The following is a 14,330-nucleotide window of genomic DNA, read 5'->3' as shown; positions in this document are numbered from 1 at the left end:
ACGGAAAGAAGAGTCAAAGCGCCGGAAAGAAAGCTGAGAGTAACGGAAAGAAGAGTCAAAGCGCCGGAAAGAAAGCTGAGAGTAACGGAAAGAAGAGTCAAAGCGACGGAAAAAAAGCCGAGAGCGACGGATGGAAACCAGAGCGACGGAAAGAAGAGTCAAAGTGACGGAAAGAAAGGCGAGAGCGACGGAAGGAAGAGCCGAAGCGACGGAAAGAAGAGTCAAAGCGCCGGAAAGAAAGCTGAGAGTAACGGAAAGAAGAGTCAAAGCGACGGAAAGAAAGGCGAGAGCGACGGAAGGAAGAACCGAAGCGACGGATAGAAATCAGAGCGACGGAAGGAAGAGGCGAAGCGACGAAAAGAAAGGCGAGAGCGACGGAAGGAAGAGCCAAAGCGACGGATGGAAACCAGAGCGATGGAAAGAAGAGTCAAAGCGACGGAAAGAAAGCCGAGAGCGACGGAAAGAAGAGCCAAAGCGACAGATAGAAATCAGAGCGACGGAAAGAAGAGTCAAAGCGACGGAAAGAAGAGTCGAAGCGACGGATAGAAATCAGAGCGACGGAAAGAAGAGCCAAAGCGACGGAAAAAAAGCCGAGAGCGACGGAAAGAAGAGCCAAAGCGACGGAAAAAAAGCCGAGAGCGACGGAAAGAAGAGTCAAAGCGACGGAAAAAAAGCCGAGAGCGACGGAAAAAAAGCCAAAGCGCCGGACAGCTCAACAAACACCCACAGGAAAGCACCCAGTCGGAGCAAAAATCTACCCCACACAAAGGTGATGATCCATATTTTCATGCTATATTAGTTATTCTGAGATGGGCTGTTATGGTAGAATAGGTTAGATGTTGAGCGAACGGAGGAATGTCTGTGTATAAATATTATGGATTGGCTGCATTCGTGGTCCTTTTAGATCAATGGACAAAGTGGCTAATTGTGAAAAATATGGAGTTAAAGGAACGAATTTCAGTATGGGATCCATGGTTTGGGATATTGTCTCATCGAAATAGAGGAGCAGCATGGGGAATGTTAGAAGGACAAATGTGGTTATTTAGCATTGTCACGATAGGCGTAATTTGTGCCATCCTATATTTTTATCATAAAGAGGCTAAGGGTAAACCTATTTTCCAAGTAGGCTTAATGTTTTTATTAGGCGGAGCGATAGGTAATTTTATTGACCGTTTATTTAGAGGTGAAGTGGTCGATTTTGTAAATGTCTTAATTCCGGTAATAAATTATGATTTCCCGATCTTCAATATTGCTGATGCAGCATTAACAATTGCAGTAGTCATATTAATGATTGGTTTAATCGTCGAAGATAAAAAAGAAAAGAAACAGGTGAAACAATGACGCAAGTATCATATACAATAGAAGAACAACAAAAGGGAGAGCGCATTGATAAGGCACTTTCGAGTGTGCAATCAGAATGGTCGCGTACACAAATTGGTAATTGGATTACTGAAGGTGTTGTCAAAGTAAATGGAGAGACTGTAAAGGCGAAGTATAAAGTAAGAGTGGGGGATATTGTAGAAATTGATGTTCCTGAAGCAGAGCCTTTAGATGTCATTGCTGAAAACTTGGACCTTGATATTGTTTATGAGGATGCAGATGTCCTTGTTGTGAATAAACCAAAAGGCATGGTCGTACACCCAGCACCTGGACATATGACAGGTACGCTAGTAAACGGCTTAATGTATCATTGTCAAGATTTATCAGGCATTAATGGCGTTATGCGTCCGGGAATTGTGCATCGTATTGATAAGGATACATCAGGATTATTGATGGTTGCTAAAAATGATGCAGCTCATGAATCGTTAGTGAATCAGTTAGTCAATAAAACAGTGACACGAAAATATACTGCGCTAGTACACGGGCATATTGCACATGATAAAGGCACAATTGATGCACCGATTGGACGCGACCAAAAAGATCGTCAAAAACAAGCAGTTGTCGATAAAGGTAAACATGCAGTAACTCACTTCCAAGTTATCGAACGCTTTGGCGACTATACACTATTGGAATGTCGTTTAGAAACAGGACGAACTCATCAAATTCGCGTGCATATGAATTATATTGGATACCCACTTGTTGGCGATCCAAAATATGGACCAAAAAAGACAATAGATTTTGGTGGACAAGTATTACATGCTGGAATTTTAGGATTCGATCACCCTACATCTGGCGAATATATGGAGTTCGAAGCACCAATTCCTGTTGATTATGAACAATTATTAAATGATTTACGAAATATGCATTGACGTATAGTAAAAGAAGGTCTATACTAACGAAAGTGAATGAACAACTTAACTAAATATTCACCTTTAATGGCAGTCCAGAGAGGCTGAGAAGGTACATGTGAATGTGTTGTAAAAAATTTGTGCTGCAAATTTTTCAACATACTATTTAAACACGTATATAACCCTCTCAGGCTATTCGCCTCGAGAGGTTTTTTTATGGACACATGGCCAACAATAGATAGAAGAGAGGAGGAAACTTACATGGCACAAAATGAGTTATTAGATGGCCAATCTATGACAAGAGCGTTAACACGCATTGCACATGAAATTATTGAACGCAATAAAGGAATCGATGAATGTATTCTAGTTGGCATTAAAACACGAGGTGCATTTCTCGCAAAACGCCTAGCAGAACGAATTGAAAAAATTGAAGGCAAACCAATCCGTACAGGGGAGCTAGACATCACCCTCTATCGAGATGATTTAACAACAAAGCATGATAATGAACAGGCACATGTTGAGCAAGTAGATATTGATGATGCGGTCGTCAATCAAAAAATTATTTTAGTCGATGATGTACTATACACAGGACGGACAGTACGCGCAGCACTTGATGCAATAATGGATTTAGGGCGACCTGGACAAATTCAACTTGCAGTCCTTATCGACAGAGGCCATAGAGAGCTTCCAATAAGAGCTGATTATGTTGGTAAAAATGTACCGACATCAGGAGCAGAGCGAATTGTCGTAAATTTACAAGAGGTAGACGGAGAAGATTGCGTCATTATCTATAAAGAAGACTAACTATAAAGTGAGGAAACACCATGTCAAATGCTGTATTAGATATTAACGATAAACCGACCCCAGTCCAACTACTGACATTAAGTTTCCAACACATGTTTGCTATGTTTGGGTCAACGATCTTAGTTCCTCAGCTGGTAGGGCTTAGTCCAGCAATTGCCCTTTTAACGAGTGGGATTGCTACACTTGTTTTCTTATTAGTGACACAGTTTAAAGTGCCGGCCTATCTAGGTTCATCATTTGCTTTCATCTCACCAATTTTAATCGCAGCGAATGGATTGGATGCAAATAAAGCTAGTGTGAATCCCGGGAATGCTATGATTGGGGCACTAGCGGTCGGTCTAGTTTACGGAATTGTGTCTTTAATCATTTGGAAGACGGGCTATAAGTGGTTAATGCGTTTGCTACCACCAATTGTTGTCGCACCCGTTATTATCGTAATTGGTTTAGGATTGTCAGGTACAGCAGTAAATATGGCAATGAATATAAATGTAGAACAGCTCAATGAGGCAACTGGAGTTGTTGAAACAGTATCTCAATACAGTGGATTACACTTTTCAGCAGCTTTAGTCACGTTATTAGCAGCGATTATTTTCACGGTATACTTTAAAAATATTTTAAGTGCTATGCCTATTCTGATGGGTCTAATTGTTGGGTATATCTATTCAGTATTTATCGGAATTGTTGATTTCACTCCAGTAAAAGAAGCATCATTTTTCGCTTTACCGGATTTTTTGATTCCAGGTGTGGACTATGAATTCAATATTACAGCTAAAATTTTACTTGCAATGGTACCAATCGTCATCGTAACGATTTCAGAACATATTGGTCACCAATTAGTTTTGGGGAAAGTAGTAAATCGAAATTATGTAAAAGATCCAGGCCTTCATCGCTCCATTTTAGGGGATGGTTTAGGGACGTTACTGAGTGCTTTGATTGGCGGGCCGCCTAAAACAACATACGGTGAAAATATAGGTGTGTTAGCAATCACACGTGTCTATTCCGTGTATGTTATCATGGGAGCAGCAGTCATTGCGATTGTCGTATCATTCTTTGGGAAAGCAATGGCATTCATTTCAACAATACCGACCGCAGTTCTTGGTGGTATTTCAATCTTATTATTTGGTATTATCGCGTCTAGTGGTTTACGTATGCTAGTTGAAAATAACGTAGACTTTGGAAATAATCGAAACATGGTTATTGCATCTGTAATCTTAGTAGTAGGGATAGGCGGTGCTGCGCTTCGATTCTCTAATTCATTTGCCATTGAAGGTATGGCATTAGCAGCAATTATAGGTGTCATTTTAAACTTAGTATTACCAGGAAGAGATAAAGAAGTTGCAGAATATGATTAATTAAATAAGTAGTACCTTTTAATGAATTGTCCAGAGAGGCAAAAAAAGGGAAGTTGTGGACAGGCTAAAAGTAGGAGTGTAACCTACTATAGTTTGTCACGCCTCCTTATGCCTCGTTGATGACATCAGCGGGGCTTTTACTTTAAATAAAGAACGAACGTTTTACATAGACGTTCATGACACACAACTTAATGGAGGTACATGATGAAGAACTTATTATCGATGGAACATTTAACAACTGAAGAGATTAATAACATCCTAAATCGTGCGCAAGCTTTTGAAAATGGTGAAGCATCATCGTTATCTCGAGCCTACAACGTAGCAAACTTATTTTTTGAGCCGAGTACACGTACGAAAACGAGCTTTGAAATGGCAGAGCGTAAAATCGGCTGTACCGTTATCCCGTTTGATGCTGGCTTTTCGAGCGTGACAAAAGGTGAAACGATGTACGATACGGTAAAGACATTAGAAATGATTGGCATGGATGCGGTAGTTATCCGAGCAAAAGAAGATGAGTATTACAATGAACTACTTGAAGGTATCGATGTGGCAATCATTAACGCAGGTGACGGTGCTGGCCAGCATCCATCACAATCATTACTGGATCTTTATACAATAAAAAAAGAGTTTGGTTCTTTTGAAGGGTTGAATGTGACAATCGCTGGCGATATATCCCATAGCCGTGTAGCGAAATCGAATGCATTAGCATTACAGCGCTTGGGGGCAAATGTGCATTTCCTTTGTCCAGAAGAGTGGGCAGGCGGTTTCGAAGCGCATCATTCTTGGGATGATTTAATCGAAATAAGTGATGTCATCATGTTACTTCGTGTGCAGCATGAGCGTCATAAGGTTAATAAAAGCTTCTCAAAAGAGAGCTATCATGAAGAGTACGGTTTAACAATTGAACGTGAGAAACAAATGAAGGAAAAGGCAATTATTATGCATCCTGCACCGGTCAATCGCGATGTAGAGATTGCTTCTGAGCTAGTAGAGTGTGAGCGTTCTCGAATTTTCGAGCAGGTTCGAAATGGTGTATATACACGGATGGCTATAGTCGAAACAATTTTAAAGGGGAGAGAATAACATGACAAAAGTTCTTCACAATGTACAAATGGTAAATGAACAAGGCGAGCTACAAACAGTCAATATCGCTATGGCAGATGGCAAAATTACTGCAATAGGACAAAACGTAAATGTAGCAGGCGCAGAAATGATCGAAGGAAATGGTTTAGTTGTTGCACCAGGCTTTGTTGATGTACACACACATTTACGTGAACCAGGCTTTGAACATAAAGAAACAATTGCTACCGGTTCAGCATCAGCAGCAAAAGGTGGCTTCACAACAATTTGTGCGATGCCAAATACAAAACCAGTGCCAGATTCAGTAGAAAACATGCAGTTGATTAACGGTCTAATTAAAGAAAGTGCTGTTATTCGAGTACTTCCATACGGCTCATTAACAAAGGACATCTCAGGAGAGGTTCGCACAAGTATTGAAGAATTAAAAGCACATGGAGCTGTCGCATTTTCTGATGATGGTGTTGGGATCCAGCTTGCAGCAACAATGTATGAGCAAATGAAGGATGCAGCACAGCACGATGTGGTAGTTGTAGCACATTGTGAAGACAACTCATTAATTTACGACGGTGTGATGCATGAAGGAAAGCGTAATCAAGAGCTTGGTTTACCAGGTATTCCATCGATTTGTGAATCCGTTCAAATTGCGCGAGATGTTCTACTGGCAGAAGCAGCTGGAGCACGCTACCACGTATGCCACGTATCAACGAAGGAATCTGTACGTGCAGTACGTGACGCTAAGGCAGCGGGTATTCGTGTCACTGCAGAAGTTTGCCCACATCATTTATTACTTGAAGAAATGGATATCCCATCAGATGATGCAAACTGGAAAATGAATCCTCCGTTACGTGGTGCAGATGATAAAGACTCACTTCACGCAGCTATGATGGATGGCACAATCGATTGCATCGCTACAGATCATGCTCCACATACAGTAGAAGAAAAATGCTGTGGTATGGTTGGCGCACCGTTTGGCATTGTAGGCTTTGAAACAGCCTTCCCACTGCTTTACACACAGTTTGTGGAAACAGGGAAATGGACGTTAAAACAGTTGATTGACTGGATGTCTGTAAAGGCAGCACAAATTTTTGATCTACCATATGGCACATTAGAAGTTGGATCTTCAGCAGATATGATTTTAATAGATTTACAGAAAGAACAAACAATTGATGCAGAAGGCTTTGTATCTAAAGGACGCAATACACCATTCAATGGGTGGGTTGCAAAAGGATGGCCAGTCCTTACAATTTTTGAAGGCAATATCGTATACCAGGAGGCAGAGTAATGAAAAAACGTTTACTTATTTTAGAAGATGGCACAGTATTTACAGGCACAGCGTTCGGTAGTGAGCGAGCTTCGCAAGGCGAGGTTGTATTCACAACAGGGATGACAGGTTATCAGGAAACGATTTCAGATCCTTCATTCTACGGACAAATCGTAACGTTAACTTACCCTTTAGTTGGTAATTATGGTATTAACCGTGATGATTTTGAATCGATCACTCCTGCTATTCGTGGCTTTGTAGTTCGTGAATTAGCAAAAACACCTTCAAACTTCCGCTGTGACTTAACAGTAGATGAGTACTTAACATCAAAGGATATCCCAGGGATTGAAGGAATCGATACACGAAAATTAACACGTATTATTCGCAGCAAAGGGTCAGTAAAGGCTATTTTAACAGCGGCTGATGAAGAAGTGAATGTGGATGAAATCGTGGCAAAATTACAGGCAACACCAGCGATTACACATCATGTACGTGAAGTATCACCGAAAGCAGCCTACCCATCACCAGGTCGTGGTAAACGTGTAGTATTAATAGACTACGGTATGAAGCACGGTATTCTTCGTGAGTTAAACAAACGTGATTGTGATGTGCTAGTTGTCCCTTACAATACTCCAGCAGCGGAAATTTTAGCGTGGCATCCAGATGGCATCATGCTGTCAAACGGCCCGGGTAACCCTGAAGATGTGCAAGAAGGTATTGAAACAGTTCGCAATTTAATAGGAAAAGTGCCGATGTTTGGTATTTGTTTAGGTCACCAAATCTTCTCACTAGCATGCGGTGCAAAGGCATTTAAACTACCATTCGGTCACCGTGGTGGTAACCATCCAGTAAAAGATTTACGCACTGGCCGTACAGACTTAACATCACAAAATCATGGTTATGCAATCGACATCGATTCATTAAAAGATACAGATTTAGAATTAACACATATCGCATTAAATGATAGTACTTGTGAAGGTGTACGTCATAAGAAATATCCAATCTTTACAGTGCAATATCACCCAGAAGCATCACCGGGTCCAGAGGATTCGAATCACCTATTTGATGAATTTATCGAAATGATGGAAGTAGAAGCAGGGAAGGGGAAACAACATGCCTAAACGTACAGATATTGAAACTATTTTAGTAATCGGATCAGGTCCAATCGTTATCGGACAAGCAGCAGAATTTGACTACGCAGGAACACAAGCTTGTCTTTCACTAAAAGAAGAAGGCTATCGCGTTATCTTAATAAACTCAAACCCTGCGACAATTATGACAGATACAGAAATTGCAGACAAAGTATATATTGAGCCAATCACACTTGAGTTTGTATCACGTATTTTACGTAAAGAGCGTCCAGATGCCATCCTACCAACACTTGGTGGTCAAACTGGTTTAAACATGGCCATTGAATTAGATAAATCAGGAATTCTTGATGAGCTTGATATTGAAATTCTTGGTACAAAATTAGAGGCGATCCATAAAGCAGAAGACCGTGACCTATTCCGTAATTTAATGTATGAGCTAGGTGCTCCAGTACCTGAATCAGATATTATCCATAACTTAGACGAAGCAAAAAACTTTGTAGCGAGAATTGGCTACCCAGTAATCGTTCGCCCTGCCTTCACACTTGGTGGTACAGGCGGCGGTATTTGCTACAACGATCAAGATCTAGAGGAAATTGTGACATCTGGTCTAAAATATTCTCCAGTAACACAATGTTTACTGGAAAAATCAATCGCTGGTTATAAAGAAATCGAATATGAAGTAATGCGTGATGCTGCTGACAACGCCATCGTTGTATGTAACATGGAAAACGTTGACCCAGTTGGTATTCATACAGGTGACTCCATTGTAGTGGCACCTACGCAAACACTTTCGGATCGTGAAAACCAAATGCTACGTAATATCTCTTTAGATATTATTCGTGCATTAAAAATTGAAGGTGGCTGTAACGTACAATTAGCCCTTGATCCATATAGCTTTAATTACTATGTGATCGAAGTAAATCCTCGTGTATCACGTTCATCAGCGTTAGCATCAAAAGCAACAGGCTATCCAATTGCAAAGCTAGCAGCAAAAATCGCAGTCGGTTTAACATTAGATGAAATCAAAAACCCTGTAACAGGTTCAACGTATGCTTGCTTCGAGCCAGCACTTGACTACATCGTGGCAAAAATTCCACGCTGGCCATTCGATAAATTCGAATCAGCAAAGCGAAATCTTGGTACACAAATGAAAGCGACTGGTGAAGTAATGGCACTTGGTCGTACATTTGAGGAAGCTATGCTAAAAGCAGTGCGCTCTCTTGAAACGGGTCAAGTTCACTTAGAGCTTAAACATGCAGAAGAAAACTCTGATTCTTGGATTGAAAAACGTATTCGCAAAGCAGGTGACGAGCGTCTATTCTTCATCGGTGAAGCACTTCGTCGCGGTGTAACAATTGAGCAAATCCATGACTGGTCTGCCATTGACTTATTCTTCTTAAATAAATTCAAAAACATCGTAGATATGGAGCAAACACTTGCTGACCATAAAAACGATAAAGATGTATTACGTACAGCAAAACGTCTAGGCTTTGCAGATAAAAAAGTTGCTGAGCTTTGGGAAACAACTCCAGAGGAAGTATATGCATATCGTAAAGAAAACGGCATTATCCCAGTGTATAAAATGGTCGATACATGTGCAGCGGAGTTTGAATCTGAAACACCGTACTTCTATGGCACGTATGAGGAAGAAAACGAATCAATTCAATCAGACAAGCCATCAGTTGTTGTACTTGGTTCCGGTCCAATCCGCATTGGTCAAGGGGTAGAATTCGACTACGCAACAGTACACTCAGTATGGGCAATTCAAGAAGCGGGCTACGAAGCGATTATTATTAACTCGAATCCAGAGACAGTATCCACTGACTTCTCGATTTCAGATAAGTTATACTTTGAGCCATTAACAATCGAAGACGTTATGCATATTATCGACCTTGAGCAACCAATTGGTGTAGTTGTACAATTCGGTGGTCAAACAGCTATTAATCTTGCTGATAAATTAGTTGCTAATGGCGTGAAGATCTTAGGTACAACACTTGAAGATATCGACCGTGCGGAAAACAGAGACAAATTCGAGCAAGCATTACGCGACTTGAACATTCCACAGCCACTAGGTCAAACAGCTGTATCAACGGAGGAAGCACTTGCTATTAGTGAACGTCTAGGCTTCCCTGTGCTAGTTCGTCCTTCATACGTACTAGGTGGACGTGCGATGGAAATTGTCTACAATCAAGAAGAATTAAAACACTACATGGAAAACGCAGTAGAAGCATCTCCTGATCATCCAGTATTAGTAGACCGCTACTTAACGGGTCAAGAAATTGAAGTAGATGCCATTTGTGACGGTGAAAATGTATTAATCCCAGGTATTATGGAGCATATCGAACGTGCAGGGGTTCACTCTGGTGACTCGATTTCTGTATACCCACCACAAAAATTAACACAAGCGCAAAAAGATACGTTAGTGGATTACACAACTCGCCTTGCAAAAGGTCTTGGCATCGTAGGCTTAATGAACATTCAATATGTTATTTCACAGGGCGAAGTATATGTCATCGAGGTTAACCCACGTTCATCTCGTACAGTACCGTTCTTAAGTAAAATTACAAACATTCCGATGGCGAATATTGCAACGAAAGCGATTCTTGGTAAATCAATCGTAGAACAAGGCTATCCAACAGGCTTAGCAGCTGAGCAAACAGGTGTCTTTGTTAAAGTACCAGTGTTCTCATTCGCTAAATTACGTCGTGTGGACATTACTTTAGGACCTGAAATGAAATCAACAGGTGAAGTAATGGGGAAAGATGCAACATTAGAAAAAGCACTTTACAAAGGCTTAGTTGCAGCAGGTATGGAAATTCGCACAGAAGGCACAGTATTGTTCACAGTGTCCGATAAAGATAAAGAGGAAGCAATTGCACTTGCAAAACGCTTCTCAACAGTAGGCTATCGTATTGTCGCTACTGAAGGTACAGCAAAAGCATTTGAAGCAGCAGGTGTACGCACAGATGTAGTTGGCAAAATCGGTGCAAAAGGTCAAACATTAATCGATTTAATTCAAAACGGTGAGGCACAGCTTGTTGTCAACACATTAACGAAAGGTAAGCAACCGGCACGTGATGGCTTCCGAATCCGTCGTGAGTCAGTTGAAAACGGCGTACCTTGCTTAACTTCATTAGACACAGCAGAAGCGATGGTCCGTGTTATTGAATCAATGACATTCACAGCAGAGCAAATGCCAAAAGCGGAGGTAGTACACTAATATGATTCGTCAAGAGAAAATGACGGTCGTCTCTCAAAAGCAAATTGCGACAAACATTTTCGAATTGACACTTCGTGGAGAACTGGTTCAGGATATGACACCTGGCCAGTTTGTCCATGTAAAGGTGTCAGATTCAATGGAGCCGCTTTTACGTCGACCAATTAGTATTGCAAACATAGATAAAGACAACAATGAATTTACGATGATTTATCGTGCGGAAGGTCGCGGCACAAAGGTTTTAGCGACTAATCGTGAGGGGCAACTCGTCAATGTCCTAGGTCCAATCGGTAATGGGTTCCCTGTAGAAGCAGTTAAAGAGGGAGGCACAGCCCTACTAGTTGGTGGGGGAATCGGTGTACCACCATTACATGAGCTTTCCAAGCAATTGAACGCACGTGGTGTTAAAACAATTCATGTGCTAGGCTTTCAATCGGAAGATGTATGTTTTTATGAGGAAGAATTCAGTGCCCTTGGAGAAACACATTATGTAACGGTTGACGGCTCTAAAGGGACAAAAGGCTTTGTCACAAATGTTTTAGAGTCCCGAGCACCTGAATTCGATGTCTTTTATTCTTGCGGTCCGCTACCAATGTTAAAAGCACTTGAAGGCTTTTATCCAGAAAAAGAAGGTTATTTATCATTTGAAGAGCGTATGGGCTGTGGGATCGGTGCTTGTTTCGCATGCGTATGTAAAACAACAGATCAAGTAGCAAAAGACTATGTCAAAGTATGCTCTGACGGTCCAGTTTTCCCGAAAGGTACGGTGGCATTATGAGTCGTTTAAACATTCAATTACCAGGTTTAGATTTAAAAAATCCAATAATGCCAGCTTCCGGCTGCTTCGGCTTTGGGCGTGAATATGCGCAGCTTTATGATTTATCAAAGCTTGGCGCTATTATGATTAAAGCTACGACTGTGGAAACACGTCCCGGCAATCCAACTCCACGTGTAGCAGAAACAGCAGCAGGGATGTTGAATGCCATTGGTTTACAAAATCCCGGCATTGAAAAAGTAATGAATGAAGAATTGAAGTTTCTAGAACAGTATGATGTGCCAATCATTGCGAATGTTGCCGGTACGGAGACAGAAGATTACGTGGAAGTTGCACAACGCATTTCAACTGCACCAAATGTTAAAGCATTAGAGCTTAACATTTCCTGTCCGAACGTTAAATGTGGTGGTATTCAATTTGGGACAGACCCTGCAACAGCACGCGAGCTAGTTAAAGCTGTAAAAGCTGTTTCTGAAGTGCCTGTATATGTAAAGCTATCACCAAACGTAACGAATATCGTAGAAATTGCACAAGCTGTTGAAGCGGGTGGTGCAGATGGCATTACAATGATTAATACACTAATCGGTATGCGTTTAGACGAGCGTACAGGTAAACCAGTGATTGCTAATGGTACAGGCGGCTTATCTGGTCCTGCAGTAAAACCAGTTGCGATTCGCATGGTTTATGAGGTGTATAAGGCTGTCAATATTCCGATTATTGGGATGGGTGGCGTGACAGAAGCGCAGGATGTTATCGACTTTATGTCGGCTGGTGCATCTGCAGTTGCTGTTGGGACAGCAAACTTTGTCGATCACTTCGTTTGTCCAACTATTATTGAAGAATTACCAGCAAAGCTCGATAAACTAGGAGTAGAGCATATTTCAGAAATTATCGGAAGGAGCCATCGTTCATGAATACAAAACCAATCCTTGCACTAGATTTTCCTGGAGAAGCAGAAGTATTTAATTTTTTAAAGCATTTCAATGAGCCTCTTTTCGTGAAAATTGGTATGGAATTATATATGCAGGAAGGGCCGGATATTGTACGAAAAGTAAAAGATCTAGGCCATGACATCTTCCTTGATTTAAAGCTACACGATATTCCGAATACAGTTGGCTCTGCTATGAAAGGCCTAGCGAAATTAGGGGTAGATTTAGTCAACGTTCATGCAGCAGGTGGACGTCCAATGATGGAGGCAGCACTTGAAGGGCTTGAAGCGGGTACTCCGGCAGGACGTGAACGTGCAGCATTAATTGCCGTAACGCAACTGACTTCTACAACAGAAGAGCAAATGCAGGCAGAGCAAAAAATTGCTTTATCTTTACAGGAATCTGTATTACATTACGCAAGCTTAACAAATCAAGCTGGTTTAAATGGTGTTGTCTGCTCTGTACATGAGGCAAAGGCAATTGCTGAAGTATGTGGTGAAGATTTCTTACGCGTGACACCTGGTATCCGATTAGCAGGTGGCGATGCACACGACCAAAAGCGCATTGCAACACCAGACGGCGCAAAACGTGACGGTTCTTCGCTAATCGTCGTTGGACGTGCCGTTACAGGCGCACAAGATCCAGTAGCAGCATATAAAATCGTAAGTGAATTATGGGAGGCATAACTATGACATTACAAAATGAAATCGCACACGCTATGTTAAAGGTAGGCGCAGTAGAATTAAATCCAACAGAACTATTCACATGGGCATCAGGCATTCAATCACCAATCTACTGTGATACACGTCTAACAATTTCTGACCCTGTCATTCGTAAGCAATTAGCAAACGGTTTAGCATCTCTTATTAAAGAAAACTTCGGCGCAACAGAAATCGTAGCAGGTACAGCAACAGCAGGTATCCCACATGCTGCTTGGGTAAGCGATATTTTAGATTTACCAATGGTTTACGTACGTTCTAAAGCAAAAGAGCATGGCCGTGGTAACCAAATCGAAGGAAAATATGCAGCGGGTCAAAAAGTCGTAGTAGTAGAAGACATCGTTTCTACAGGCGGCTCATCCATTACAGCTGTAGAAGCCTTGCGCGCAGCAGGCTGTGAAGTACTAGGCGTTGTTTGTGTCTACACATACAACCTTCCACGTGCTGAACAAGCATTCGATGAGGCAGGCATTCAATATGCATCTCTAACAAACTTCGATTATTTAATTGAAGCAGCTAACGAATCAGGCGCAATTAAAGAAGGAGACATCCCATTCCTAAAAGAGTGGCATGCTAAATTGAAGGCTGGAGAGCTTTAATCGAACTTCAATAATTGAAGGAAGAATAACTTTGTCAGAAGTGAAAATGCGACAAAAGCGTGAGTGAAACGCAGCGACAGTCGCACTGCTAAGTTAAAGACAGAAGGGCTTTCATAAAAGTTTCCTGTTATCTTTCGCTATTTAAAAAAGAAATTTTTGTTATTTAAATACAAAAAAACGACCATCAATATTTTGGAGATGAACTGCGCCCCAATTGTTAGACACATCTAACAATTGGAGGTGCAGTTTTTTATGGTTAAATATACTGCAGAAAA

The 14,330-nt window shown here is 41.3% G+C and carries 13 protein-coding genes; all 13 read left to right on the top strand.

Annotated features, from left to right (window positions below):
- Positions 1 to 163 precede the first annotated feature (163 nt).
- The 13 genes from AN161_RS12135 to pyrE all read left to right on the top strand — a co-directional run bounded on the left by AN161_RS12135 (position 164) and on the right by pyrE (position 14,055).
- Entirely contained in the window at positions 164 to 799 is a 636-nt protein-coding gene (locus tag AN161_RS12135; RefSeq protein WP_053594621.1) for a hypothetical protein, read from the top strand.
- A gap of 62 nt (positions 800 to 861) precedes the next feature.
- On the top strand, positions 862 to 1,341 hold the full coding sequence (gene lspA, locus AN161_RS12130; protein ID WP_053594620.1) for a signal peptidase II: 480 nt from the start codon (positions 862 to 864) through the stop codon (positions 1,339 to 1,341).
- Positions 1,338 to 2,249 (top strand): RluA family pseudouridine synthase, encoded by a 912-nt coding sequence (locus tag AN161_RS12125; RefSeq protein ID WP_053594619.1) that lies wholly within the window; start codon positions 1,338 to 1,340, stop codon positions 2,247 to 2,249. Before lspA ends, AN161_RS12125 begins: the two co-directional genes overlap by 4 nt.
- A gap of 240 nt (positions 2,250 to 2,489) precedes the next feature.
- On the top strand, positions 2,490 to 3,032 hold the full coding sequence (gene pyrR, locus AN161_RS12120) for a bifunctional pyr operon transcriptional regulator/uracil phosphoribosyltransferase PyrR (RefSeq protein WP_053594618.1): 543 nt from the start codon (positions 2,490 to 2,492) through the stop codon (positions 3,030 to 3,032).
- A 20-nt stretch (positions 3,033 to 3,052) separates the two neighbouring features.
- On the top strand, positions 3,053 to 4,384 hold the full coding sequence (locus AN161_RS12115; RefSeq protein WP_053594617.1) for a solute carrier family 23 protein: 1,332 nt from the start codon (positions 3,053 to 3,055) through the stop codon (positions 4,382 to 4,384).
- Between the two features lie 204 nt (positions 4,385 to 4,588).
- A complete protein-coding gene (locus AN161_RS12110; protein WP_053594616.1) occupies positions 4,589 to 5,467 on the top strand; it encodes an aspartate carbamoyltransferase catalytic subunit in 879 nt (292 codons plus the stop codon).
- Between the two features lies 1 nt (position 5,468).
- On the top strand, positions 5,469 to 6,746 hold the full coding sequence (locus AN161_RS12105) for a dihydroorotase (RefSeq protein WP_053594615.1): 1,278 nt from the start codon (positions 5,469 to 5,471) through the stop codon (positions 6,744 to 6,746).
- Entirely contained in the window at positions 6,746 to 7,846 is a 1,101-nt protein-coding gene (locus tag AN161_RS12100) for a carbamoyl phosphate synthase small subunit (protein ID WP_053594614.1), read from the top strand. The genes AN161_RS12105 and AN161_RS12100 overlap by 1 nt, the downstream gene beginning before the upstream one ends.
- Complete coding sequence (gene carB, locus AN161_RS12095; protein WP_053594613.1) at positions 7,839 to 11,036, top strand: carbamoyl-phosphate synthase large subunit; 3,198 nt, start codon at positions 7,839 to 7,841, stop codon at positions 11,034 to 11,036. The genes AN161_RS12100 and carB overlap by 8 nt, the downstream gene beginning before the upstream one ends.
- A 1-nt stretch (position 11,037) precedes the next feature.
- Positions 11,038 to 11,811, top strand: coding sequence for a dihydroorotate dehydrogenase electron transfer subunit (locus tag AN161_RS12090; RefSeq protein ID WP_053594612.1), 774 nt, complete (start codon positions 11,038 to 11,040; stop codon positions 11,809 to 11,811).
- The gene (locus AN161_RS12085; protein WP_053594611.1) at positions 11,808 to 12,722 is read left to right on the top strand and encodes a dihydroorotate dehydrogenase; all 915 of its coding nucleotides are present in this window, start codon (positions 11,808 to 11,810) and stop codon (positions 12,720 to 12,722) included. Before AN161_RS12090 ends, AN161_RS12085 begins: the two co-directional genes overlap by 4 nt.
- Positions 12,719 to 13,423, top strand: coding sequence for an orotidine-5'-phosphate decarboxylase (gene pyrF, locus AN161_RS12080; protein WP_053594610.1), 705 nt, complete (start codon positions 12,719 to 12,721; stop codon positions 13,421 to 13,423). Before AN161_RS12085 ends, pyrF begins: the two co-directional genes overlap by 4 nt.
- Before the next feature lie 2 nt (positions 13,424 to 13,425).
- Complete coding sequence (pyrE, locus tag AN161_RS12075) at positions 13,426 to 14,055, top strand: orotate phosphoribosyltransferase (protein ID WP_053594609.1); 630 nt, start codon at positions 13,426 to 13,428, stop codon at positions 14,053 to 14,055.
- The last annotated feature ends 275 nt before the right edge of the window (positions 14,056 to 14,330 follow it).

Source organism: Lysinibacillus sp. FJAT-14222, assembly GCF_001278875.1.
In the GTDB taxonomy this organism is placed as follows: Bacteria; Bacillota; Bacilli; order Bacillales_A; family Planococcaceae; genus Lysinibacillus; species Lysinibacillus agricola.
The sequence above is the reverse complement of the archived record's forward strand: the minus strand, read 5'-3'. Positions and strand labels throughout refer to the sequence as shown.